We start from the raw sequence: 24214 nt of genomic DNA on the forward strand, positions 1-24214 counted from the left end.
CATAAATTGAAAATACCACAGCCAAAGTGACCGTGGTAGACCCAAAATTTTATACTTTCTGATCTCTTAAAAAAAGACGATCCTTGACGTTTAGTAACACGTTAAGGATCGTCTCTATGGAGATGATGTGTCTTTATCATGTTCTTCCTTTTCATCACGCCTTTTCCTTCTTTTTTTATCTGTAGGCTTGTCTTTACGTTTCCGTTCCAGTGACCCGACTATACCCGTACCACCCAATGCACCTTTTGTTTCGTCATCTACTTTTTCAATTGATTTCCCTCGTTTTTTATTGCCTTCCATGCTTGCCAATTTTCTCGCACTTTCCTTGATCTTTTTTGACTATAAGCGGTCTTGAAAGCCCGGATCCAAGAATGGGTCGTCATCCGTTAAAAAGCGATCATCATTCTCCGGCCAGCCTTCACGACTGTTATTGCGTGATTTTTTTGCCTTTCGTCTTTCAAACTCCTCTTCATCTGAGCGAAGATAATCATCAGATGCAATGTGAATTCTTCCTTCGTCTACACTTCGTACACTTTTATGGCCTTCATTATGATCATCCATACTTTAACACACTCCTACCTTTTTTATTTATTTTATTTTTCCTTTTTCCTCCTAATTTATACTATATTTCTTACTTACCCAATTCCATATGAATAAAATCTATTTTTCAGTCAAACGCTCTTGCACAAGGATTCCAAATTCGATTTACTTGGGAAGGAAATTTAAGAGGCGGATCAAAATGCGGCTCACTCTCGTGCCCTCACAAATCAAGTGTCAAACTTTCGTCAGCAATTAAAAAATTGGATCAATCTTCTGATAAGCGAACGAGACCTAGTTATCGAAGAGATTGAAGCTGAACGGCTTCGTTTAGAACACGAAAGGAAAGGAGAGAGACCGAGGTGATCAAGATTGATCCTTTCAAACTGGAGATGCTTATAAAAGAGATGGAGTCGACGGCACTAGAGTACGCTGAAGTATTAGATACCAAGAAGGCAAACCTTAATGTAAGTGCGAATAATTTCGAGCATGCAAAGTATTTTCGAGATACAAAAAGACCGGGCGGGGAAATCATTGAATTTGAAGTGCCAAAATGGTTTGATGATTTTATTAAAGAAAACCGTATACCACAAGATGGTTATCTGAAAAATATTGAAAATCAAGGTGGAACTGCGCCCAAAATTGTCGATCCAACAACACCTGGCACAAGTTATGAGCTGCCTAAGCCATGGGTTCATTGGATTGAGGAGTATGGAAGCAATCGAAAGGTAATTAAATAGGGGAGGTCGAATTGATGCAAATAAACCCCAAATATGGAGAAAATATTATCGTTGGTGTTCAATACAACAGCGAATTTTCTTGGTATGTTACGGAAAGAGATTGTTGGATTTTAGATTTAGAGAAAAGGAAAAATGATTTTATCAAAAATGGGTTTGAATACGATGTTGCCGAGCTTTTACAGTTCCGAAGCAATTTTTTAATCGTTGATAAAAAGACAGCGGGGGATTATTTAGCTTATTTAAGGCAATATAAAGTGTAGATTTAATAAAAGAAGCGTACAACGAAGAGATTAAAGAATTTTATGGAGGTTCACAATGAGCGATGACGTTTTAACGATTCTTGCAGAAAAATTTCAAAGTGGGGAGAATGGGAAAGAGGTAGATGGGCTAACATTAATTATAGACGGAAAAGTAAAGGATATTTTTGAGATTATTAAATCGAAACAAGGGATTGAGGATAATACGGAAGTCTTTAAACAAATTGTTGTCGGTGGCATCAATCAAATCATCCGTAATGAATAATCGAATGGTCTAGCAGAGTAAGAAAAACCGGGCAAAAAGCGGCCCGGTCCTTTTTTAGAGAACATCCGATAATTTGTACTCTACACCATGTACTCCTTTATAATACTCAGGGTACATTTCTCCTCCACATTGTTCGCATGAAAACATAGGAGGAGTTGTTGGATCACCATCATCCATCAAATCAAAATCCCCAACTACACTTAAAAGAATTTCTTCTTTTTCATGACACACTAAGCAGACATAGCTGACGCTCTGTTTCTTGGACTGATTTAAGCTGGTGGCTTATCTTCTTTTTCTTGCTTTTTTTCGATGCCTGGATACCGGTGAGATTGTTAATCGCCCTTTCTAAATATGCTTTTGTTATTGGACATAAGCTACCTTTATTTCTAAAAGATTTGTCTAAGTATGTTTGTTTCCATAAATTTAAAATACCACAGCCTAAATGACCGTGGTAGACCGAAAATTTTATATCTTCTCTTTGAATATCAGGAAGTGTATTTAATGTGACTTGTATTTGGTTTACACTATTCCTCTAATCTTTTTCCATTTTCTAATTTTAGTTCTAAAGGTTTTAAATGGCGCTACTGTATTTATATGAATCCATTTCCAAATTGGCCATTTGGAAGGTGTTGAAGTCGCCCATTGTCTGCCACCTTGTTCAAATAATTCTTTATCATTATAGCTTTTTACTAATTGAATTATTTTATTAACATCATGGTTAAACATCTCAATCAATGTTTCAAGCGAATACTCTGCATACTTATCATAAAAACTCTGATAAAGCCCACCAAGATTATTCCATTTATAATCTGGCGTCGGTGTTATTACATTTTTTCCATCTTTATTATCTTGTTCCCATGATAATATTAAATTCAACCACCCTAATTGGTAGGCAATCATCTGGGATGGCGTTCTATCAACTTCATTTACAAAGACATCTTTATGAAGATTATTGACAGAATGGAATTCATCAATAAATAGCTTTGCTCTTTTAGTAATTTCATCAATCAAGGCTTGTCTATTAACATATTCTTGCAATCGTAATTATCCTTTCCTAAAACATTTTGGCTTATATATTCTAAATGTATAGACCACATTATACCATTCCACTTTCTTAAACAAATATTACAGGTGTTAATTCTTAAAAGATAATAATGCCTATGATGTGGCAGAGACAACTGCCAAAACCTGTATAGAAAATGCTAATAAGGCATGTTTGAAAGTGAATGCTGATGAAATAAAATTTGGGATGTATGTCGCAGATCTATATAGATTGAGGCTTTAGAAGGGATATACAGGATTTGGAGGTATTCCTGAGTTTATTACTTGTAAATATTTATCCAAATGATTGTATCTTTCTACAAAATGTTTTTTTCACTTAATTATTTTATGCCCGCAACACTTAATGGCCCCTCGACAGTCATGTTTGACATTTTTTCTGCCACGTATTGCGGTGAATATTGCATTCCGCTTTCTAACCAGTATGAAATAACTCCAATATTTGCATGAGCAACATAAGAAATAAAAAACTCCTTAGGAATTTCCATTTTATCCAGTTGGGGATGGAATTTTTCTAGACGTTCCGCCATGTACTTTTTCATAATTTGCAGAAGCTGCTGTTGGAAGGAAGGAATCCCGTTTTCCCCCATCATTATTTTAAAAAAGTCTGCCCGCTGATAAATATATTGCGCGGCTCTTAAATAAAATGCTTTCGGGTAATGTGTTGCTATTAATTCTTCTTCACTTTTTGGTGCAGCTTCTTCCACAAACGATAATAGCTCATCATTTATTGTGCTCTCCAATAAATCATATTTATCATAAAAATGTGCATAAAATGTCGATCTGTTTATTTGTGCACATTCCGTTAACTTCTTAACGGTAATATTCTCCAATCCCACTTCCTTAATAAGAGTTAACAATGCATCTCTTATCAGCTGTTTTGTCCTGATGACACGCAAGTCATTAGATTTTTCCATAAAACATTTCCTCCATTTTTGTTGATTATTTATGCATTTACAGACAGTATTATTCGTAATGTTCCTTAAACAACAAACAGGTAAAATTATTCGGTTGTTTGTTATTATATCTCATCTATAATAACAAACAACAACATGTTGTTAATTATTAAAAAGGAGAATTACGACATGAAAAATTTATATAAGAATAAAAAGCTTTTATTGGGCACTCTGATCCCTATAGTTTTTTCTCTTATACTCTTATACCTTTATTTGCCTGCTTTTAATAATATAGATGAAAATGTTGATGAAATAATTGTCCTTATGGTAAATGAGGATACAGATATAGGTGAGGAAGTTTCTAGACAAATTGAAAAAAATGCTCCATTTACTCTAATTGAAGAAACAAGTATTGATAATGCAATGAAACAACTTGAGGACAAAGAAGCGCATATGATCATTGAGATTCCAAAAGATTTTACTTCACAATTAAAAAAAGGAAATTCTGAAATTACTTATATTATTGATGAAGCACGACAAACTGCAATAAAATCTGCCATGGAAGATGCCACAAAAGAAATAACCCAATTATTAAATGAAAATGCGTATGAAATAACAAAAAGGAAAACACTTGCTGGAATCGAGGAATTTTACTTAAATATTGAATCTACAATTCCTAAGAATGAACCGCTTTTGCAGTCAAAAGAAGTCGTGATACAAGCAATTGAAGGGTTAAAATATAAAAGTATTAGTGAAAATACTTTAAAAATAAATGAGAATAACCATCGTTTAAACACTGTACTTCCGTTACTCATTTTTTTAACAATTTTTGTTAGTGCGTTGATCCGCTCGTTTTTATATGAAAAGGAAGTAATGCCTATTCAAGTTGAATTATCTGCCTGGCCTATATTCTTTCATAAACAATTGCTAAATATCGTGGCTTCCATGCTTTACCCATTAGCAATTATACTTGTCTTAAACACTTTTGATGTAAAAATTACAGCGAATTATGTAACCTTATGGTTATTTTTAACTATAACATTTTATATGTTTAGTGTGTTTATTCAAGCATTCCTTGACCTATTTTCATTTATTGGGATTGGAATTCTCATAATATTGCTCCTTTTTCAAGTTTTAACAAGTGGAATCATTTTACCAATTGAACTCGTTACAAAATATTACACTTGGGCAAGTCCATTTTTACCAGCAACATATTTTACTGATGGACTTTTTGGGATTTTTTATACGAATACATCCATTTGGAATGCTATTTTTGCGCTAACAATTTTCGGTGTAATTGCTATAATTGTATCACTTATTTATGTGACAATACTTCAAAGAAGGAAAAAAGTTAAGTTGTAAAAACCTAGATACATTCAAAAGGTCAAAAAAGCTTCTTCTTATCCCTTACAAGCAGGAGATGTAAACCAACAGCGATCTCAATTTTTATAGTCGACAACTATAATATCAATCATTACTATATTGGATTTTAGTATTATTTGTAAAACAGAATGAAGTTTTGAGAAATGGGAGTTGACTTTTTGCGTATACAGATATTTCTTTATTCCTTATGCAACATAAAAAACCGTTGCTTATTTGGAGAGCAAAAACTATATAGACAGCTAATATACGAAGGGCGGTTTTGAAAATAACAAAATTCAAAACCCCCGTTTTTCCTTTTTAGTTCTTTCATAATTGCTCTTGCATCCATAATAATAACCAGCTTATCTTTAATAACTATGGATAGACTAACACTTGATTTTTCAACAACTTTCTTCATTTACTTAATTTGGATCGGGAAAGTGATATTCTGTATAACTTATCGTCATTTTTCTGTGAATTTCCCCGGCCGTCCAAGTTATTGCTAATGAAGTAAAGGGATTCATCCTCAATTAACACATCTCGAATTCTACCAAGTCCAGTTATGAGTTCTCGTTGCTCATTCTTTTCAAGGTCAAATTCTAATAATGCAGATCCTCTTAATGCGGCAACATACAATTTTCCATCATCATAATCCATTCCGGATGGTGCCCAAGTCTCATCATTCCCAGAAGTGAATAGTGGTGAAATCAGATCTTCTTGTTCTTCATAACCTTCAATAATCGGCCAGCCATAGTTTTGGCCCGCTTCGATAATATTAACCTCATCATTTGCATTGTCACCGTGCTCACTTGCATACATCGTGCCATCCGATGACCAAGTCATCCCTTGAGGATTGCGGTGCCCGTAGCTATAGACGTAAGAGTCTGGAAATGGGTTATCACTTGGTATCGATCCGTCTAGGTTCATTCTTAAAATTTTACCACCTAATGAATTGAGGTCTTGTGCTATTTCACGTTCAGAAGCATCTCCAGCCGTTGCATAAAGTTTTCCGTCCGGCCCTATTTTAAGTCTACCTCCATGATGGTAAGCGCCGCTAGGAATTTGGTCAAGAAGCAGACTCTCTTCCCTCCACACATTATCTTCCAATTGAAGCCTTATGAGACGATTAAATTGTCCAGCATTGCCTTCATACGTATAATAGGCATAGGCTAGGTTCGATTCGGAAAAATCAGAAGCGAGTACAAATCCAAGTAACCCTGCCTCTGAAGCCGTTGATATCTTTTGCTCAAGCTCTATACTTTGCCGTTCTACTTCTCCCCCTTCTATTTTAACGATGCTTCCTGATCTTTCTGTTAAATAAAATGTACCCTCTAGTTTTTCGATGGACCATGGAACGTCCAGATTTTCCGCAATAACTTCTAGATCTTCAACAGGCGATGTTAATTCTTCTTGTTTTGTATCTTCCGAATCATTGGAAGAATCTTGTTGTTCATTTTCAGAACAACCCGCTATTAAAAGGATGGCAGTAATGGAGGTTGCTAAGACCTTTTTCAATATTAAATATCCACCTTTTATTTCTATTAGTTTTTAATTTGCTAATAATTTTTCAATATCCCCTGCTATATCTTCTGGTTTCGTAGTCGGTGCGAAGCGTTTTAAGACATTGCCATTTTGATCAATTAAAAATTTTGTAAAGTTCCATCTGATTTTTGATCCTTCTAATAGGTCTGGCATCTTATCCTGCAAAAGCTTGTAGAGTGATCCCTCTTTATCTAAATCTGAATCTTCTGGGGCCTGTTGCCGCAGGTATTGGTATAATGGATGTGCATTTTCCCCATTGACATCGATTTTTTGGAAGATAGGAAATGCCACATTGTAATTCAAAGAGCAAAAGCTGCTAATTTCCTCATTACTTCCTGGCTCTTGACCTCCAAATTGGTTACATGGAAAACCTAAGACCGTAAATCCATTTTCTTTATACGTTTCATATAATTTTTCGAGCCCTTCATATTGAGGTGTAAATCCACATTTGCTGGCTGTGTTCACAATCAACATTACTTTTCCTTTATAGGTATCCAGGCTAATTTCTTCTCCATTTGATAGCTTTGCTTGAAATGAATATACTGACAAAATTTTTCTCTCCTTCATGAATCTATTTTATTGGGTCTTCCATCTGAACCTTAAAAAACCCATTTAAACATAATTCGTTACAGAACAACTTAATTCCTTTTTTTAAACCTGACGTTGTTACTATAGTGATAGGTAAGCTTTTGAAGTGATCGCCAGCTTTTGGGTGGGTCAGGAATATTACTATCCCCTTCCCCCCCTAAGAACCATACGTGTGCCTTCCAGCACATATGCATTTATCCATATCTTAGACTAAATTAATCCTATTGTAGTCAGGAACGTTTCGCACCAACAATACGGCCCAATTCAAGCACATTGTTGTTCCACGAATCGCGCCTATTTGTTTCATACCCGGCTCAACAGCTTATTCCTTCAAATATTAACGGTGTTGTTACCACAGCCTGTGCTACAATTTGCCCAATAAAAAACGTATTTTTGTAAAGATTCTCAAACATGATCATCCTATTCCCCGCTCCAGCGGAAAAACCGTGAGGACAAAATGATTGACACGATGGCGACACCAATGAGAACCGCGACATCCACGCCATTTTCCCAAATTGGTGTGGAATTCCAGGTTTGCCTTGTTAAATCAATGACATAGTAAAGCGGAATGAGGTAAGCGATCATACGCAACACGTCTGGCATCCATTCAATCGGCATGGTCGCTCCCGATAGAAAAATCATCAAATTCAACGCAAGTGAACTGACAGCTGAGGCCGTCCGAACGTTTTTGGCAATTGAATTGATCAACAGACCGAACGGGAAAAAGGCAGCCAAGCTTAATAGGATGGCCAACAAGGTGCTCCCCAAATATTTCGGTGCATGTAAGTCGAACACAAGGAATCCAAAAATGAGAATGATGACCGCGCTAATGGCAAAAATAACAGTTCCCTGCACAGTTTGCGCTGATAACACCATCCAAGGACGCACGGTTGTGACTTGGTAGCGCCGCAAAATGCCCTTTTCACGATAGTTGGCCATCACTGTTCCGATTCCGAAAAACGCAGTAGTCAGGATGTTCACGGCAATCCAGGACGGGATGTAAGCATTGCTGTAAGTCATCCCACCAATTTTGGCGCTTCCAAACATCGCCCCGAAGAGCCCGATCATCAGGACCGGAAACAAGAAAGTCCAGAACACAGCCATTTTTTCTCGAAAAAATAGCTTTGTCTCCATTACCGACAATTTCACAATTTTATTCACGCTGAGTTCTCCTTTAACAGGTGGACAAACAAATCCTCCAACGTGCCTCGCTCGAAACGGAATGCGGTCACTTTCCAAGCGCGTTCTTCACATTCCTTTAAAACCAGGTAGGCAGAACGCTGAAGATTCTCCGTTTGAATTCTCACCTGATCCCCGGATTTCTCCACATGAATCACGCCGGGGAGAGCGGCCAATACATCAAGATCCACATCGAAACTCTCAAACGCCAGGTAGTTTGTCGCGAGACCCTCAAGCAACACATTCGGTTTCCCAAGCGCCCGGATTCGGCCATCGCACACCATGGCGATCCGATCGCAAAGTTTTTCGGCTTCTTCCATATAATGCGTCGTGACCAGGATGGTGGTTCCTTGTTCCTTCAGGGTATAGATGACTTCCCATAACTCACGGCGGGCCTGCGGATCGAGCCCCATGCTCGGTTCATCCAAAAACACGATTTCGGGTTGATGCAAAACGGATAAAGCGAGCGTTACACGCTGTTTCCATCCACCGGAAAGATCCTTGAAATACGAATTGAGTTTGTCTTTCAAATGTAATTGTTCAATGATGTCCACCAGGACATGATGTGTGTCATAAAAAGAGGCAAACAGATTTATCGCTTCTTTGACCTTCATTAACTCCTGTATGGATGCGGCCTGGAACTGCACCCCAATTTTTTTATTTAATTGATAGCGGTCGGATTCCTTGCCGGGGTCATAGCCGAGAACATGCACGTTTCCGGAATCTCTTTTCCGCAGCCCTTCCAGGATCTCAATGGTTGTGGTCTTACCGGCTCCGTTCGGACCGATGATACCGAAAATTTCGCCTCTTTCGACTGTAAACGAAACCCCCTGTACGGCTCGAGTTTCCCCGTACTGTTTGGTCAAGCCTTCAACTTCAATGACATGTGGCACTTTTTTCTCCTTCTCTCATAAAAAATGAATGGATTTTTGCTCTTCAGTCTTGCATCATAATATCGGTTTTGTTTTTCAAAAAAAGGTTATTCCGGCAGCCACCCTTTGTTTTCGGCAATGGCGACGGCATCCATCCGGTTTTTGGCTTCCAGCTTCTGAATAATTTCGGAGATGTAGTTGCGAATCGTAGCTGGAGAGAGATACAAAGCCTTACTGATTTCTTTGACGGAATCTCCCTTCCTTAGGTGCAACAATATCTCGGATTCTCGTTTCGTGAGTGGATTGATTTCCTCCATCATGGAAAATGTCAGATGTGGGCTGAAGACACGCTGGCCAGCATAAATTTTTCTTAGCGCCTCCGCCAATTCGGACACGGGCGTATCTTTTAGCAAATAACCCATTACTCCGGCCTTCACGGCACGTTGCAGGTACCCGCTTCGGGCGAAGGTAGTCACGATGGCAACCCGGCATTTACTTCCTTCATCCCTCAACTTTTCCGCTGCTTCCAGTCCGCTTAACAGTGGCATCTCAATATCAAGAACGGCAATATCGGCGTTTTTTTCCCGAATCAGCCGGAGAGCCTGTTTACCATTGTCGGCTTCTCCGACAATTTCAATATCTTCTTCCAAGGCAAGCAGCTGGCTGACCGCGCCCCGAAGCATTCCCTGATCTTCCGCAATGACAATTCTCATTGGATTCCCTCCTTCGTGGTCGCCGGTTTCTTGACTTTCGGCACGATAATCGTGATGTTCGTTCCTTTTGTTTCCCCAGTTGTCATTTCAAGTTTTCCCTCGATAAGCAATAACCGTTCTTTCATGCCCAACAGGCCGCTGCCGAACCGGTCGTGATTTTCCTTTGCAATGCCAACCCCATCATCCCTCACCTGCAGAATGTATCTCCCGGGTTCTTCTTCAAGTCGGATTGTGCAAGTGCGCGCGCCGCTATGTTTCACGACATTGGTGACACATTCACGAAGACACAGGCTCAGGATATTCCGGATAATCGGCGGGGCTCCTGAAAGTTCATCATTCTGTTCCACTTTGAATGAAATCCCGGCAGACTCGCAAATTCGGGCCGCCCGCTGGCACTCCTCATCGAGATCGATGGACTGCATATCACTGATCAGTTCCCGCACCTGCAATAAAACGGACCTTGAAATATTCTGGATCTCACGCGCTTCTTTTGAGGCTTGATCGGGATTCCGGGGAATCAGCCGCTCCACCAATTCACCTTTCAACGTAAGCAGAGACAAGGTATGGCCCAACGTATCATGAAGATCACGAGCGATTCGCTGGCGCTCTTCATTTTTTATCAGTCGGGAAATTTCATCATTGGCATGTTGTAGCCCCAATTTCATCTCGTGTGTTTTCCGAATCATTCTCACTATATAGGGCAACAGGAAAAGAATGAGAAGAATCGAATACCAGCCAAAGTACAATGGATTCGACTCACGCAAGAAATAGACCCCGGCCGCCCCGGCAAAGAGCACAGCCATGAGTACGGTCATTCCAGTAATTTTGCGGTAGGATGGATACTTGCCAATCACCAAAGCGGGATAAAAGCCGAAGCTTAATTCCCATGGGGAGATGAAGGCACCCCATAAAGCAACCGCGACCAGTTGAACAATGATGAAAAAGGTTCGGTGTTTCGCATTCATAATGCTGATCAAATGAGCCGTTGCGATTATAAAAAACAAAAGATAGTTGTACCCCGTCTGCTGCGGAAAGATAATCAGAGAAATCAACGGGGGAAGCAACATCATCGTTTCCCACGGGAGTCTGATGCGAGCCATTTTTTACCACCTTCATCATTTTGGACTATCATACCACATGGCTTTGAGCCATTGACCTTAACCTTTATTATTTGCTATCGGGGTTCCGGAAACTTGAGCTTGCTTCCCGCGTTTCAGCCACATCGGAACCAACCAGATCGAAAGTAAGAAGACCACGACATGCACCGGCTGTGCAATAACTCCAAATTTATCTGCCGGAGGATTAGCCAAAACATTGAGCGACGACAACAGAGTGACACCTCCAGCCAGCAGAACATAATAGACTGAAGGTCTTGCAGTTTTTTGAAACCACTTTGCGAAAATCATTGCCCCGGCGATATTTGCGATGATCGAAGCAACCGCAATCGAGATCCAATTTAACTGGGAGAACCACAGGCCCGTTACAGCACCTAACAGGTAAGCCGTGGCAACACCGGCAGCTCCTGAAATAACTCCCGCATATAAACCGACTAATAAACCTTTTCTCATTATTACTTGTGCCCTCCTTTATTTATTGTATTAAAAGCATATCTAAAAAGCCGACGGAGCCGGTAGTTATGTATATCACTTCTTTGAAATGATAAATATCATTTTTTAGAAGGTTTTTCGGATGGATTCATGTTATTAAACAGCAAAATCTACGGATGCTACCTTTACTCCTTTAGTAGAAGGGAAACATTTTTGTGGATGGGATCAATTGTGTTCCCACTAGCCCGTTCGTACCCCTCAGGCTTCCTCTGTTAAACCATTAAAATGGCCAACCAGAAAATAAATTCCGATTGGCCTCATAATAAGAACGCGCCCTTTAACGGAATTGGCAAGGGCTATCTAATTGTCAAACAGTCCTTTTCTAATCATAATAAAACTGCCTGACTTTTAGTGTGTCATAAAAATAATAATGTAAAATTTACTTATCTAATCCATTTTTTGGGAAAAGGGTGTCTTGTATGAACACAAAAGAAATTGAGGCTTTACTGCATAGACCCGCAAATATTCGATATGAGTATTTTATTAAAAAAGTGGTCGATTTTGAAGAAGTTTGGGGTTTGTATAATGAAGGTTGGGCAACGGCACAGGATAATGATGGGAATATGCTTATTCCGTTCTTTCCTAAAAAAGGATTTGCGGAAAACTGTGCTAAAAATGAATGGGAAGGCTTCGAGGCAGCAGCTATTGATTTATACGAATTTATTGATGAATGGCTTGTAGGAATGAAAAAAGACAGGGTTAAACCTTCAATATTCCCAACCGAAGAAGACGCAGCCCTTGTGGAGATTGATGTTCTGCTTAGAGATATTAATTCCGAACTTGAAAATTACTAGGAAACATCAATATAGATGTTAAAAGAGCACCGAAACGGTGCTCAGCTTGTATAGAAACGGGTATCAATTCTCAACTTTTGAGAAAACCCCTCACTTCATAGCACGATTGGATAACCTAAATCATTCTCTTTTATCATTAAAGAAATGACGCAAATCACGCAAGCAATTATACTGTTGTGATAAATTCTCCTTTATTACGCTCATAGCGAATGGTTGCTTGCGCTGCTGCTAAACGTGCAAGCGGCACTCGATATGGCGAGCAGCTGACGTAATCTAAACCTATCTTATAGAAGAACTCAATAGAACTCTTCTCGCCGCCGTGCTCTCCACAAATACCTAATTTTAGCTTCGGCTTTGTTGTACGTCCTAATTTAACACCTGTTTCTACAAGTTTTCCAACACCCGTTTGATCTAAAGCTGAAAATGGATTTTCTGGAAGAATTTTGTTTTCGACATAGGCTTGTAGGAACTTACCTTCTGCATCATCACGGCTATAGCCGAAGGTTGTTTGCGTTAAATCATTCGTACCAAATGAGAAGAAGTCAGCTTCCTCAGCAATTTGATCCGCTGTTACAGCAGCGCGCGGAATTTCAATCATCGTTCCGATGGTGAACGCAATCTTTTTCCCAGTTTCTTTTTGTACATTGTTAGCTGCATCAACAACAACCTGGCGCATTTCTTTTAATTCATTGACATGACCAACAAGTGGAATCATAATTTCCGGTTGGACTTCTATGTTTCTTTCAGCCAATGTTGCGGCTGCATAGAAAATCGCTTTCGCCTGCATTTCATATATTTCGGGGTACATGATTCCAAGGCGGCAGCCACGAAGGCCAAGCATTGGATTATACTCATCCAATTGGCGAACCTTTTTTAATAACTGTTCTTTTTTCTTTAATTCCTCAGATTGCGGCTCCAATATTTGCAGCTTTGTCACCTCAATTAGAAGCTCTTCTTTAGGAGGTAAAAACTCATGAAGTGGCGGATCTAGCAAGCGAACGGTGACCGGATATCCTTGCATCGCCTCGAAAATCCCTTCAAAATCCTCTTGCTGCATCGGCAAAAGCTGCTCTAATGCCGCCTTTCTCTCTCCAAAGTTCTCCGCTAATATCATTTTTTGTACAATGGGTACGCGTTTACTATCCATAAACATATGTTCCGTGCGGCATAATCCAATCCCAACTGCGCCAAATTCAAATGCTTTCTTCGCATCCTCCGGATTATCAGCATTGGCACGCACAACGATTTTACGTTCTTCATCTGCCCAGGCAAGCAAGCGCTGGAATTCATCGGATAATTCTGGTTCAATCATCGGTACTTCTCCAAGAATGATTTCACCAGTAGACCCATCAATTGTAATCGTATCTCCGAAATTGACAGTAATTCTGCCAACTGTAAATTGCTTCGCTCTCAAATCAATTTTTATAGCCTCACAGCCGCAAATACAAGCTTTTCCCATACCTCTGGCAACAACTGCAGCATGGCTAGTCATCCCACCCCGGCTCGTCAGGATGGCTTGTGATGCCACGACCCCGTGAATATCATCTGGAGTTGTTTCAGGGCGAACAAGAATCACCTTTTGGCCTTCCTTTGCTAGTTGTTCTGCTTCATCAGCATCGAAAACAACCTGACCTGTCGCAGCACCTGGAGATGCCGGCAATCCTTTTGCTAAAATTTCTTTTTCAACACTATTATCGATACGGCGGTGAAGAAGTTGATTTAATTGATCAGGATCAACACGAAGAAGGGCTGTCTTTTTATCAATAATCCCTTCTTCCACCATCTCTACTGCAATGCGAATTGCTGCTTGTGCAGTACGCTTTCCATTCCGTGTTTGAAGAATAAAAAGTTTGCCGCGTTCTACCGTAAATTCGATATCCTGCATTTCTTGATAATGCTGTTCAAGCTGATGGCATGTATCCGTAAATTGCTTGTAAACGTCCGGCATTTCTTCCTGCAAAGTAGCAATCGGCTGTGGTGTACGAATCCCTGCAACAACGTCTTCCCCTTGAGCGTTAATTAAGTACTCCCCGTAAAGCGTTGGCTCACCAGTTGATGGATTCCTTGTAAAAGCAACGCCAGTGCCAGAGTCATCCCCCATGTTCCCAAATACCATGCTTTGAACATTAACGGCTGTTCCTAGGTGGTCAGGAATTTTATTCAAACGGCGGTAAACAATCGCACGCTGATTATTCCAGGAATTAAACACTGCATTTATAGCAAGAAAGAGCTGTTCCTTCGGATCTTGCGGAAAAGCTTTTTTCGTATGTTTTTTTACAATTTCCTTATAGCCTGCAATCACTTCCTTCCAATCTTCTGCAGTCAATTCAGGGTCAGAAAGGTAGCCCTTTTGTTCACGCGTCTCTTCTAATAATTGTTCAAAATAATAAGTATCAATTTCAAGAACAACATTGCTAAACATTTGAATGAAGCGGCGATAAGAATCATACGCAAACCGTGGATTATCCGTTAATTTAGCTACAGCGGCAACTGTTTCATCATTCATTCCCAGATTTAAGATCGTATCCATCATCCCAGGCATCGAAAAAACAGAGCCAGAGCGTACTGAAACAAGTAATGGATTGTCAGAATCCCCAAGCTTTTTTCCCATTTTCTCCTCTAAACGGCTTAAGGCTTCAAGCGTTTGTTGTTCTATAGAAGCGGGAATGGTTTTACCAGCTTCATAGTATGCATTGCATGCTTCTGTTGTAATCGTAAAACCATATGGGACTGGCAGGCCAATTCTCGTCATTTCCGCTAGGTTTGCCCCTTTTCCTCCCAGTAAATCTTTCATATTTCCTTGACCTTCATGAAATAAATAAACAAATTTCTTCATAATTAAAAACTCCTCTCTTTTTTTAGCACTTCTAAAATCAATCCAGCCGTTTCTTCCACTGCCTTATTCGATACATCAATAATTGGACAGCCTACACGTTTTATAATTTTTTCAGCATAATCCAATTCTCCAAGAATCCGCTCTAAGCTGGCATAATTTGATTGTGAGGTCAGCCCTAAAGCCTTTAGCCTCTCTTTGCGAATTTCATTTAGTTTATCTGGTGAAATAATTAAACCGATACAATTCTTTCTCGGAATATTAAACAATTCATCTGGTGGCGGCAGCTCTGGAACTAGGGGAACATTTGCGACTTTAAACCGTTTATGAGCCAAATACATAGACAGCGGTGTCTTTGATGTTCGCGAAACACCAATTAAAACAATATCCGCCTTTGTAATTCCTCTTGGATCACGGCCATCATCATATTTCACAGCAAATTCAATTGCTTCGATTTTACGAAAATATTCTTCGTCTAATTTCCTCATTAATCCGGGACTATGATGAGGCTCTTTGTTAAATTTTGTTTCAAATGCATTGATTAATGGTTCCAGTAAATCAACTGCCAAGATACCTTCTTCTTGTGCTCTTTTGTCTAAATATTCTTTTAAGTCCGGAATGACAATCGTATAGGCAATAATTGAATGATCTTTATTAGCTAACATAATGACATCTTCAATGTTTTCAGTATTTTCAACATATGGATTTCTGCGAATTTCAATTTTACTGCTATTAAACTGCGTTGCTACTGCTTTTACAACAAATTCTGCCGTCTCTCCAACCGAGTCAGAGACTACATAGACCACTTCTTTCCGTTTCAATCTTTCAGCAGCTCCTCTTTCTTTTTAATTTCCTTCTATAAAATTCTAAATAAGCTCTTGTTATCGTCGTTTTTGTAATTCTCCCTAAAAGTGAATATGTATTCTTTTTCCCCTTCACTTCCTTTACTACAGGCAAGGAATCAATATGGAAATTAAGCATTTTCTTTCCTACTTCTAATAACGTTAAATTTCGTCCTGGCGATCGGATGGTTTAATTTTTATCACCCTCTTTACGACAATAAGTGTGGTCTATTATATAAACTCATCGTGAATGAGTTATACTTATTTTTATGTAGTATAACATATTTATTTTAAAAACAGTGATAAAAATATGAAAAATAACTGTTTTTCAATAGCACATCGTTTACCAACGAAAGCATCCATAAATCTAATACCCATTTAAACGACCGACCTGCTAAAGCAGATCGGTCGTTTAAATCGTTGGTTCGTTCTTTCACTTCGGACGATACCGTGCCACCCTCATTTTGCAGAAACACTTCACGTCGTAATGCGGAAAACTTTTATAGACTATACAGTTTTTCATCAATGCCTGCGTCGTCTGAAAAACTGATGAATGTCTATTTTCTACTCTTTACTATTTGCCAAATAATTCGCTGCCACTTTGTTTAGAAAATAAGTGTAACCCACTTGCCACTCTTCAAGCATATTTCTATGAAAATCGTCAACGATAAAAAGCTCTGTCTGATTTAGAAAATCTTGTGGCGTTGATGGATGACCTTTTTTCTCCAAAAAAGATAGATGTTCTTTTACACGCTCCAACACTTTGGGATTATTTACAGAAAAACCTTCTTGTAAAAACCGAATCATATCTTCATTAAATGACTGTGCTTCCCTAGCAGAATCGTTCATTGACTTTACATGAATTGGTTGACTCGATAAATCAAAATCATATTCTTTTTTCAAATGTTCTTTTTGGTCTTTTAAGGCTTCTTGCCATTCTCGTTCCGTTTCAAAACCTTTAAACATTGTTTCCATATCTAAATCAACTCCTTCTTTAACACTTTTGATAGAAGAATTGATCGTCTTGATCAATCCTTTAAATCGATTGATTCTTTGTTCTAATAAATATTTTTGCTGTATCAACGTAGTTTCTCTGTCGATTTCTCCATCTAATAATTTTTTAATTTCTTTGAGAGGAAAATCCAGTTCCTTGTAAAAAAGGATTTGCTGTAGTCGTTCCACACTTTTTTTTCCGTATAAACGATAGCCAGCCTCTGTCGTTTGCTCTGGTATCAAAAGACCTATTTTGTGATAATGGTGTAATGCCTTTACTGTTGTATGAGCTAGCTTTGCAACTTCGTGAACGGTGTACATTTCCTTTCCTCCTTTCCATGTTCTTTATACTAAAGTATCCCCTAAGGTAAGAGTCAACATATTCCTTTCACTTTTTTCTTTGAACATCATACGTGGATTTACAAATGAAAACAGTAATAAAAAGACTTAAGACAATCAGCAAATAGTAGTTCATTGCCAATGAATGATTGAATGTTGATTGCGATGCTCTGACTACCCAGTCAACTGGATTTATTTGTGATATTATACTTATCCATTTTGGCAATAAATTGCTTGGCATAAAGGCAGATGATAAGAAAATCAATGGAAATGATAAAAACTGCATCAAAGTAATCATCGTTGAGTGCTTCTTAGTCAGAACGGCAATTCCTATAGAAATAGTTCCGATTACACAAGAGAATAGTGCTGGTGCCATGAGAAAAATGATTGAATGAACAATTCCTGTTGGTAGTTTAAAGCCCATAAAAAAGCCAATAACCACTAATAAAAAAGACTGAATCATTTGGAAGGTAAAAATATAAACTAAATCACCAGCAATAAAAACCAGATTATTCTTAGGTGCAATTAAGTATCTGTTAAATATTCCTTCTCTCATATCATCTAACGTGCTCATACCTAGATATATTCCGCCAAATAATGCATTCATAATTAAAATTCCAGGTAAAATATATGCTGCATAATTTGAATTACCAAATCCAGAAAAAACACTTGAAAATATCGTCCCAAATAACACAAGAAAAATCAAAGGTTGGAACATTGAAATGATAATTCCGATAGGATTTTTAATTAACGGTGTCAGTCGCTTTTTTGCCAACAATAAAATTAACGAAATACTGTTCATTATTTATCCCCTTTCTCTGTGAAGTTTGACAAATAAACATCATTTAAAGTAGCCTGTTTAAGCTCACTAAATTCAATTTCGACTTCGTTTCGAATTAAAAACTTCAATAATTTAGATAGTATTTGCTGCCCCTTACTACTAATAATTGTTAATGATGTTGGTTTGATTTTATGATTAATGACTTCAATCATGTTAGAAACATATTCATCTATTTTTTGAATCATTGAGGAATTTAATCTGCTATAATGAATTTCAATATGATCAGCTGCAAGTTTATTAATTAATTCTTTCGGTGTTCCAACATCAAGTACTTTTCCGTTATTTATTAGTGCTATATCAGTCGCTACATTGTTCAATTCCTCCAGATAATGTGTCGTTACAAAAATTGTGGTTCCTTCCCTATGAGAGATATTTGAAATGATTTGCCACAATGTATTTCTTGACTCAGGATCTAATCCAGTTGTAGGTTCATCTAGAAAAAGCACTTCTGGTTTGTGAAGTAAACTTATGGCAATATCCAGCTTCCTTTTCATTCCACCCGAGTACGTACCAACTAGATCGTTAGATACCTGATTCAAATTAAACTCCTTTAACAGGTATTCTCCTTGCTCCTTTATTTTCGAAATGTTCATATCATAGATTTTTCCGGCTATGAATAAATTGTCCCACGCTGTTCCAGTTGTAAATATCGAAGGTTCTTGGAATGTTATCCCAATCTTTTTTCTAACCTGTTTTACTTGTGAAACAACATCTAAATCTGAGATCGTTACGGTGCCTTCATCAGGTAAGGACAAAGTAGCTAGTAAACTTGTCAATGTCGACTTCCCTGCTCCATTTGGACCAATCAATCCAAAAATGGAGCCTTTTTTTATTTTAAGAGACACCTTGTCTAACGCTAGTTTTTTGCCGAATATTTTACTTACATCATTTAAGGTTATTTCATAATGAGCGCACATATTGTTTCCTCCTTTATTACTTACAAAAGGAACTATAAACTATCCTCTTGAAGGAGGGTCAACACTAAATATACTTTTTATAAAAAGCTAGTTCGGTTAATTTGACAAAGCAGGAGGATAGATTTTGCTAAAAATCGGTATCGAAGATAAATACACCCATTTTTTTAAAATGTCTTTAAAATTAAAAAAGATATCACCTCTATTATTATCTGTGATACCCCTCACTCCCCAAAGCCCCATCCCATTTTTCTGTTTGAAGGGATTTCGGCTGAGAACCTATGCAATTTTAATGCAATCCATGCAAATCCCAAATGTTTCGCAATTGTGCTCAATTGTGGAAGTCCAATTACCTATACATTTTCGAACAAATGCAGTACACCGCCTCCTTTGAATCAAATTTCCGTAAACAGCTATACTTCTCTTATAATGATGAGGCTGGGACATAACTAGCCAAAAGTAGTAAACAAAAACATGCTGGGCGTGGGCTTGATCTTGATTTAACGGATCAGTGGTGGAAACAGCTGGACCTAATTGATTATAACCAAAGAGAAACAATCCAAATAGCAAAGGAACAATATAAGTAAAAATCAAGAAGTATAAATTAATAGTCCTCATAAATGTACGGCTGGTCAGGCTGGGGTATTTTGTCAATTTTTTTAATTTGTATGTACGGCATTTCCCAATCATTATAAGTTGTTTTGCTAAGAATACCAGACACTTTTATCCATTCATCATCCTCAAGTTCATTTGCATTCTCCACAGTTGCAATCATACCGAACACCGAGGCATCTGCTACACAGCATGACATGCCAAACCGTGCAACAACAAACTGGTCGTCTGTAAAGTCAGGTTCACGATAGACAAATCCGGAAATTTCTATCTCTTTACCTATAAAATCATCAATATTTGTATCAATGGCGTTCATGATGTAAGTATACTCATCATCCGTTACAACGATTTTATCCTTTTGGAATAAGTCATCCTCGGCTCCTTCATCATCTTCCATGAAGCCGCTTGGTTGGTCATCGCTTTTTCCAACGTCATCTTTCGGAATATTAGTGTTTTCCGTAACTATTTGCCTACTATTTCCTTCAATTTGATCACTTGTATTTGGATTTGGAGGTTTTGCATATAAATGTGATCCGTATTTAACTCCGCGATTTCCAGCAACAGAACTGCCAAGAATTGTTTCAGAGAATAAAAAGCCTGTCATTACTGGGATGACGAATAAGGAATAAATGATGAGTGACTGTAGCGGAGATCCATTTTGACCATGGTCAAAGCCACAATTGCAATATAGCTCACCTTGGTTTTTTGAAGTGCTTCTCCAAATTTGTATGATCCCAAGAAGAAAGAAAATAGCCATTGAAAAATAGACAAAAGGCATCATTCTAGGAGCAATAAAATTGTAAATATTGCCTGTAATTAATAACTTAAATGTGAGCATTGAGAGACCTAATAATATGATGCCACGCAAAAAAATGTGAAAGCCATAATCTCGATTATCTTGCATCAATCCCAACCCCGTTCCGTTACAAGAACATATTTTGATAGATAAGCACAGCAACGTATACAACAAGCGTTACAATTGAAAGGAAGCCAATGACAAACTTAGGTTTGAAAAAAGCAAATAGCATGATTGTATTTTTGAAATCTACAATTGGGCCATACACTAAAAAGGCAAGAATCGATCCGTGTGAAAATGTATTCCCAAAAGATGCTGCTACAAACGCATCGGCTTCTGAGCATAAAGACAAGACATAGGCGAATCCCATCATAACAAGAGGTGCAGTTGTTTCATTAGAACCAAGATTTAAAAGGATATTGCGGTCTAGAAATGTTTGAAACATGCTGGCAATAAATGCACCTATAATTAAATATTTTCCCACCTCAAAAAACTCATCGCTTGCATGATAGAAAGTCGCTTTAAATCGATTTACCCCATTTTTGGTATCTCCACGTATTGTTCCTAAAAGCTCACCAGTTGTCCATTTTAGTTGATTACTCTTTTTGAAGATGATAAAAACGACTAATCCAATAACAATCGATAGAATAAAAGCAAGCCCCATTCTCCCATATGCCATCATTACATTTGATTGAAAAGCATAATATGTAGATGCAAAAACAATAGGATTAAGAATCGGTGCACCTACTAAAAATATCGTTCCTAAATGTAATGGCATCCCTTTTTTGATTAATCTTCGAACGATCGGTATAATGGCACATTCACAAACTGGAAAAATAGCGGCTAGAATGGCAACAGGTACAATCGCTACAATAGAATTTTTAGGTGTAAGCTTCTGTATTAAATCCTCAGATACAAATGTCTGGATTAGAGAAGAAACAATCACCCCTATTAAAATAAAAGGTAAGGCTTCTAATAAAATACTTAAAAAAATCGTATTTACATTTAGCCAATCATTCGAAATAACCAGCTTGTCCTGAAAGTCTAACTGCTCGATAAACAGAAACAGAAAGACGAAAAGTAGCAGCAATGCGAAACCAATTCCATCTTTTATTGCATTTCTGAGCGCTTCCCCCATCATCAAACTCCAATCTAATTAATTAAAATAGCGATCATATGACTGTTGAATTTGTTTTCTATTTATATTCATACCTATTAGGATGATGACTGGTTTTGTAATGTTTTTGCTATGCAATCCCGTAAAATGTGTTTTTCCTGATGCAAATTGAAAGTTGAATAACTTGTTTTCTCCTTCTATTTCTACAACACCTTTACCTCTTAACACCTCTTTCGGCAGTTGTTTTAGCCAATTTTCTAATTTTTTTGAATGGAATTTTGGCAAGTCTTCAATTTTGATCGCTTGAATGTTTGCATGATGATGGTGTCCCTCATTGTCATTGTGAAGAGAGTTTTTATTAATTGACACGGTTTGCATTCTTTTTTCAAATAACTTTTCCGATTCGATTTCCCCATATTTCGCAAGAAACACCGGTTTTTCAGCTCCCACGTTGTCAGTTAGTTTTACTTTTATTTTTTCAAGTTGGGAAATAGGAACAAGGTCTGTTTTATTTAATATAATAACGTTGGCACTTGCCAATTGTTCACTTAATAATTTACGCACTTCTCTGGAACTTGAAAAAATACTTTGGTAATCCAAAAAGTGACTTGCATCCACTAAAGTAATGATTGATATTAATTCAAAATAGTCTATAAAAGGTATACTTAAAAGCACTTCCTTGATTTCTAGGGGATTTGCGACACCTGTCCCTTCAATTAAAAGTACATCTACCGGTTCCTTTTCATTTTCGATAAGAAATTGTTGCATTGTCTCCTTTAAATCGTCTTGAATTGTACAACAAATACAGCCATTTAACAGTTCAAACACTTTTTCCTTTTTAAATAAATGACTTTCGACATTGGTGTCTCCGAGTTCATTCAAAATAATTCCCGGCTTCAATTTCTTTTTTTGTAACTCTTCTATCATTTTTAATAGTACTGTAGTTTTTCCGCTACCTAAAAAACCGCTAATGATATAAACAGAAATTTTTTTATGGAACATTGAAATCCTCCTTTATTTATTTTCACACTACTTACTATATTGTTTATAAATAAGAATTATTACGATTTATATTAAAAAAATAACGCATTGCTTGTGTCGCTTTCTCATTAATTTAAAAAGGAGGAATACACTATTTTGATAAGTGATTCCCTCCTTTTTAATCAAGCATATCCTCAACTTCAGGTTTTAGGCTTATTTATTCGTCGCATCATTTTGCTGTCCTTCATCTAATGATAAACGTAATCATTACGATTTGTTCCTTAATAAACATGATTAAAATATCTAACTTATCCTTATCAGGCTTTTTTAATCTCCCATTCAAACGGATCATCCAAAGCCTGCCAATCACTATCATATTCCTGTGGTGTTAACAAGCATTGATCTAAATCTTCTATAACGGTCTCAGGGTTTAAATCTTTCCCGATAAAAACGAGTCTCGTATGACGATCACCGACCGTATTATCCCATTCCTCTATTATTTCAGGATTTTGTTCTTTAATTTGTTCTTGCTCGTCTCGGGGAAGCGAAGCAACCCAATAAGAAATAGGATGTATAGTGACAGATGGGCCGGCCTGTGACATTAACAGTGCCAAATTATTTCGGGTAGCGCACCAAGCAATCCCTTTCGCTCTTATCATATTTTCTGGCATAGCACGAAGCCAATTGTAAAACCTCATCGTATGGAATGGCACACGTTGATAATAGACAAAAGATGAAATCCCATATTCCTCTGTCTCAGGTGTATGATTACTTGCACCGTTATTTAATTCATGAAGCCAGCCTGCAGCCTGGCTTGCTTTTTCAAAATCAAAAAGCTGTGTATTTAATATATCTCTCGGTTCAACCTTGCCATTAACGGTACGAATTAACTTTGCTTTAGGCTGAAGCTTTCTAAGAACCTGTTCTAATTGCTCCAAATCATCTTCTTCAACAAGATCACATTTATTAAGAATTAGAACATCACAAAATTCAATTTGGTCAATCAGTAAATCTGCTATTTCCCGATCATCTGTTTCTCCCGCCCCCTCTTTTCGATCCAATAATGTTTCACCAGATTTAAAATCATGCCAAAATCGATAGGCATCGACGACTGTTACCATCGTATCCAACCGGCAAAAACGTGTCAGGTCTATACCCATTTCCTTATCAATATATGAGAACGTCTGCGCTACAGGTATTGGCTCACTAATCCCCGTTGATTCGATTAAAATGTAGTCAATGTTCCCGTCATTTGCCAGTTTCTCAACCTCAATCAACAGATCTTCTCTAAGCGTGCAACAAATGCACCCATTTGACATTTCAACAAGTTTCTCATCTGTTCTCGATAGACCGCCGCCTTGCTTCACCAATTCCGCATCAATATTTATTTCACTCATATCGTTAACAATGACCCCAACCTTTAATCCTTCCCTATTCGTTAAAATATGATTGAGGAGGGTTGTTTTTCCCGCTCCCAAATAACCGCTTAAGACCGTGACAGGAACTTTTTTATTCACACCTTTTCCTCCTTCAGT

The 24214-nt window shown here is 37.8% G+C and carries 25 protein-coding genes and 1 pseudogene; 5 read left to right on the top strand and 21 right to left on the bottom strand.

Annotation, left to right across the window (positions count from 1 at the left end; all coding sequences use genetic code 11):
- Positions 1–114: 114 nt before the first annotated feature.
- A complete protein-coding gene (locus DCC39_RS15260; protein ID WP_116555765.1) occupies positions 115–309 on the bottom strand; it encodes a hypothetical protein in 195 nt (64 codons plus the stop codon).
- A gap of 30 nt (positions 310–339) precedes the next feature.
- Positions 340–561, bottom strand: coding sequence for a hypothetical protein (locus DCC39_RS15265; protein ID WP_116555766.1), 222 nt, complete (start codon positions 559–561; stop codon positions 340–342).
- A 338-nt stretch (positions 562–899) separates the two neighbouring features.
- Between DCC39_RS15265 and DCC39_RS15270 the strand changes: the two genes are divergently transcribed.
- From DCC39_RS15270 to DCC39_RS15280, 3 genes are read left to right on the top strand one after another with little or no spacing between them, the layout of a single operon-like run.
- On the top strand, positions 900–1277 hold the full coding sequence (locus DCC39_RS15270; RefSeq protein WP_116555767.1) for a hypothetical protein: 378 nt from the start codon (positions 900–902) through the stop codon (positions 1275–1277).
- Positions 1278–1291: 14 nt separating this feature from the next.
- Positions 1292–1537, top strand: coding sequence for a hypothetical protein (locus tag DCC39_RS15275; protein ID WP_116555768.1), 246 nt, complete (start codon positions 1292–1294; stop codon positions 1535–1537).
- 55 nt (positions 1538–1592) lie between these two features.
- Entirely contained in the window at positions 1593–1799 is a 207-nt protein-coding gene (locus DCC39_RS15280) for a hypothetical protein (RefSeq protein ID WP_116555769.1), read from the top strand.
- Positions 1800–2318: 519 nt separating this feature from the next.
- Here DCC39_RS15280 and DCC39_RS15285 read toward each other — a convergent pair.
- Positions 2319–2837, bottom strand: a complete 519-nt coding sequence (locus DCC39_RS15285; RefSeq protein ID WP_116555770.1) for a ClbS/DfsB family four-helix bundle protein — start codon at positions 2835–2837, stop codon at positions 2319–2321.
- Positions 2838–3181: 344 nt separating this feature from the next.
- On the bottom strand, positions 3182–3775 hold the full coding sequence (locus DCC39_RS15295) for a TetR/AcrR family transcriptional regulator (RefSeq protein ID WP_116555771.1): 594 nt from the start codon (positions 3773–3775) through the stop codon (positions 3182–3184).
- Positions 3776–3943: 168 nt separating this feature from the next.
- On the opposite strand from DCC39_RS15295, the gene DCC39_RS15300 reads away from it, so the two are divergent.
- On the top strand, positions 3944–5116 hold the full coding sequence (locus DCC39_RS15300; RefSeq protein ID WP_165820908.1) for a YhgE/Pip domain-containing protein: 1173 nt from the start codon (positions 3944–3946) through the stop codon (positions 5114–5116).
- A gap of 414 nt (positions 5117–5530) precedes the next feature.
- Here DCC39_RS15300 and DCC39_RS15305 read toward each other — a convergent pair whose 3' ends face one another.
- The 7 genes from DCC39_RS15305 to DCC39_RS15335 form a co-directional block, all read right to left on the bottom strand.
- Positions 5531–6631 carry a PQQ-dependent sugar dehydrogenase gene (locus DCC39_RS15305; RefSeq protein ID WP_116555773.1) on the bottom strand — a complete coding sequence of 367 codons (1101 nt, stop codon included), beginning with the start codon at positions 6629–6631 and terminating at the stop codon, positions 5531–5533.
- Between the two features lie 33 nt (positions 6632–6664).
- Complete coding sequence (locus tag DCC39_RS15310) at positions 6665–7207, bottom strand: glutathione peroxidase (RefSeq protein WP_116555774.1); 543 nt, start codon at positions 7205–7207, stop codon at positions 6665–6667.
- Between the two features lie 459 nt (positions 7208–7666).
- The gene (locus DCC39_RS15315) at positions 7667–8407 is read right to left on the bottom strand and encodes an ABC transporter permease (protein ID WP_116555775.1); all 741 of its coding nucleotides are present in this window, start codon (positions 8405–8407) and stop codon (positions 7667–7669) included.
- Positions 8404–9318 carry an ABC transporter ATP-binding protein gene (locus DCC39_RS15320; RefSeq protein ID WP_116555776.1) on the bottom strand — a complete coding sequence of 305 codons (915 nt, stop codon included), beginning with the start codon at positions 9316–9318 and terminating at the stop codon, positions 8404–8406. The genes DCC39_RS15315 and DCC39_RS15320 overlap by 4 nt, the downstream gene beginning before the upstream one ends.
- Before the next feature lie 86 nt (positions 9319–9404).
- Positions 9405–10010 (bottom strand): response regulator transcription factor, encoded by a 606-nt coding sequence (locus DCC39_RS15325; RefSeq protein WP_116555777.1) that lies wholly within the window; start codon positions 10008–10010, stop codon positions 9405–9407.
- Positions 10007–11110, bottom strand: a complete 1104-nt coding sequence (locus tag DCC39_RS15330; protein WP_116555778.1) for a sensor histidine kinase — start codon at positions 11108–11110, stop codon at positions 10007–10009. The genes DCC39_RS15325 and DCC39_RS15330 overlap by 4 nt, the downstream gene beginning before the upstream one ends.
- Positions 11111–11167: 57 nt before the next feature.
- The gene (locus tag DCC39_RS15335) at positions 11168–11578 is read right to left on the bottom strand and encodes a hypothetical protein (RefSeq protein WP_116555779.1); all 411 of its coding nucleotides are present in this window, start codon (positions 11576–11578) and stop codon (positions 11168–11170) included.
- A 458-nt stretch (positions 11579–12036) separates the two neighbouring features.
- On the opposite strand from DCC39_RS15335, the gene DCC39_RS15340 reads away from it, so the two are divergent.
- Positions 12037–12411 (top strand): DUF2750 domain-containing protein, encoded by a 375-nt coding sequence (locus DCC39_RS15340; protein ID WP_116555780.1) that lies wholly within the window; start codon positions 12037–12039, stop codon positions 12409–12411.
- A gap of 166 nt (positions 12412–12577) precedes the next feature.
- Here DCC39_RS15340 and ppdK read toward each other — a convergent pair whose 3' ends face one another.
- The 10 genes and pseudogenes from ppdK to DCC39_RS15400 form a co-directional block, all read right to left on the bottom strand.
- The gene (gene ppdK, locus DCC39_RS15345) at positions 12578–15247 is read right to left on the bottom strand and encodes a pyruvate, phosphate dikinase (protein WP_116555781.1); all 2670 of its coding nucleotides are present in this window, start codon (positions 15245–15247) and stop codon (positions 12578–12580) included.
- A gap of 2 nt (positions 15248–15249) precedes the next feature.
- The gene (locus DCC39_RS15350) at positions 15250–16065 is read right to left on the bottom strand and encodes a pyruvate, water dikinase regulatory protein (protein ID WP_116555782.1); all 816 of its coding nucleotides are present in this window, start codon (positions 16063–16065) and stop codon (positions 15250–15252) included.
- Between the two features lie 425 nt (positions 16066–16490).
- Positions 16491–16586: pseudogene (locus tag DCC39_RS19875) on the bottom strand (YdcP family protein); the annotation flags it as partial.
- Between the two features lie 64 nt (positions 16587–16650).
- The gene (locus tag DCC39_RS15365; RefSeq protein WP_116555784.1) at positions 16651–17400 is read right to left on the bottom strand and encodes a MerR family transcriptional regulator; all 750 of its coding nucleotides are present in this window, start codon (positions 17398–17400) and stop codon (positions 16651–16653) included.
- 67 nt (positions 17401–17467) lie between these two features.
- On the bottom strand, positions 17468–18220 hold the full coding sequence (locus DCC39_RS15370; RefSeq protein ID WP_116555785.1) for an ABC transporter permease: 753 nt from the start codon (positions 18218–18220) through the stop codon (positions 17468–17470).
- Positions 18220–19176 (bottom strand): ABC transporter ATP-binding protein, encoded by a 957-nt coding sequence (locus tag DCC39_RS15375; protein ID WP_116555786.1) that lies wholly within the window; start codon positions 19174–19176, stop codon positions 18220–18222. Before DCC39_RS15375 ends, DCC39_RS15370 begins: the two co-directional genes overlap by 1 nt.
- A gap of 601 nt (positions 19177–19777) precedes the next feature.
- Positions 19778–20689, bottom strand: coding sequence for a TIGR03943 family putative permease subunit (locus DCC39_RS15385; RefSeq protein ID WP_116555788.1), 912 nt, complete (start codon positions 20687–20689; stop codon positions 19778–19780).
- A 19-nt stretch (positions 20690–20708) separates the two neighbouring features.
- Entirely contained in the window at positions 20709–21719 is a 1011-nt protein-coding gene (locus DCC39_RS15390) for a permease (RefSeq protein WP_116555789.1), read from the bottom strand.
- 18 nt (positions 21720–21737) lie between these two features.
- Positions 21738–22700 carry a CobW family GTP-binding protein gene (locus DCC39_RS15395; protein ID WP_116555790.1) on the bottom strand — a complete coding sequence of 321 codons (963 nt, stop codon included), beginning with the start codon at positions 22698–22700 and terminating at the stop codon, positions 21738–21740.
- A 296-nt stretch (positions 22701–22996) separates the two neighbouring features.
- A complete protein-coding gene (locus DCC39_RS15400) occupies positions 22997–24196 on the bottom strand; it encodes a GTP-binding protein (protein WP_116555791.1) in 1200 nt (399 codons plus the stop codon).
- Positions 24197–24214 lie beyond the last annotated feature (18 nt).

This window comes from Pueribacillus theae, assembly GCF_003097615.1.
In the GTDB taxonomy this organism is placed as follows: Bacteria; Bacillota; Bacilli; order Bacillales; family UBA6769; genus Pueribacillus; species Pueribacillus theae.

What these genes read in the sequence shown, in the direction of transcription:
- DCC39_RS15335 (WP_116555779.1), bottom strand. Translation starts at nt 11,578, where the DNA reads ATGAGAAAAGGTTTATTAGTCGGTTTATATGCGGGAGTTATTTCAGGA.
- DCC39_RS15385 (WP_116555788.1), bottom strand. Translation starts at nt 20,689, where the DNA reads ATGCAAGATAATCGAGATTATGGCTTTCACATTTTTTTGCGTGGCATC.
- DCC39_RS15295 (WP_116555771.1), bottom strand. Translation starts at nt 3,775, where the DNA reads ATGGAAAAATCTAATGACTTGCGTGTCATCAGGACAAAACAGCTGATA.
- DCC39_RS15275 (WP_116555768.1), top strand. Translation starts at nt 1,292, where the DNA reads ATGCAAATAAACCCCAAATATGGAGAAAATATTATCGTTGGTGTTCAA.
- DCC39_RS15280 (WP_116555769.1), top strand. Translation starts at nt 1,593, where the DNA reads ATGAGCGATGACGTTTTAACGATTCTTGCAGAAAAATTTCAAAGTGGG.
- DCC39_RS15325 (WP_116555777.1), bottom strand. Translation starts at nt 10,010, where the DNA reads ATGAGAATTGTCATTGCGGAAGATCAGGGAATGCTTCGGGGCGCGGTC.
- DCC39_RS15300 (WP_165820908.1), top strand. Translation starts at nt 3,944, where the DNA reads ATGAAAAATTTATATAAGAATAAAAAGCTTTTATTGGGCACTCTGATC.
- DCC39_RS15375 (WP_116555786.1), bottom strand. Translation starts at nt 19,176, where the DNA reads ATGTGCGCTCATTATGAAATAACCTTAAATGATGTAAGTAAAATATTC.
- DCC39_RS15395 (WP_116555790.1), bottom strand. Translation starts at nt 22,700, where the DNA reads ATGTTCCATAAAAAAATTTCTGTTTATATCATTAGCGGTTTTTTAGGT.
- DCC39_RS15370 (WP_116555785.1), bottom strand. Translation starts at nt 18,220, where the DNA reads ATGAACAGTATTTCGTTAATTTTATTGTTGGCAAAAAAGCGACTGACA.
- DCC39_RS15365 (WP_116555784.1), bottom strand. Translation starts at nt 17,400, where the DNA reads ATGTACACCGTTCACGAAGTTGCAAAGCTAGCTCATACAACAGTAAAG.
- DCC39_RS15265 (WP_116555766.1), bottom strand. Translation starts at nt 561, where the DNA reads ATGGATGATCATAATGAAGGCCATAAAAGTGTACGAAGTGTAGACGAA.
- DCC39_RS15390 (WP_116555789.1), bottom strand. Translation starts at nt 21,719, where the DNA reads ATGGGGGAAGCGCTCAGAAATGCAATAAAAGATGGAATTGGTTTCGCA.
- DCC39_RS15330 (WP_116555778.1), bottom strand. Translation starts at nt 11,110, where the DNA reads ATGGCTCGCATCAGACTCCCGTGGGAAACGATGATGTTGCTTCCCCCG.
- ppdK (WP_116555781.1), bottom strand. Translation starts at nt 15,247, where the DNA reads ATGAAGAAATTTGTTTATTTATTTCATGAAGGTCAAGGAAATATGAAA.
- DCC39_RS15340 (WP_116555780.1), top strand. Translation starts at nt 12,037, where the DNA reads ATGAACACAAAAGAAATTGAGGCTTTACTGCATAGACCCGCAAATATT.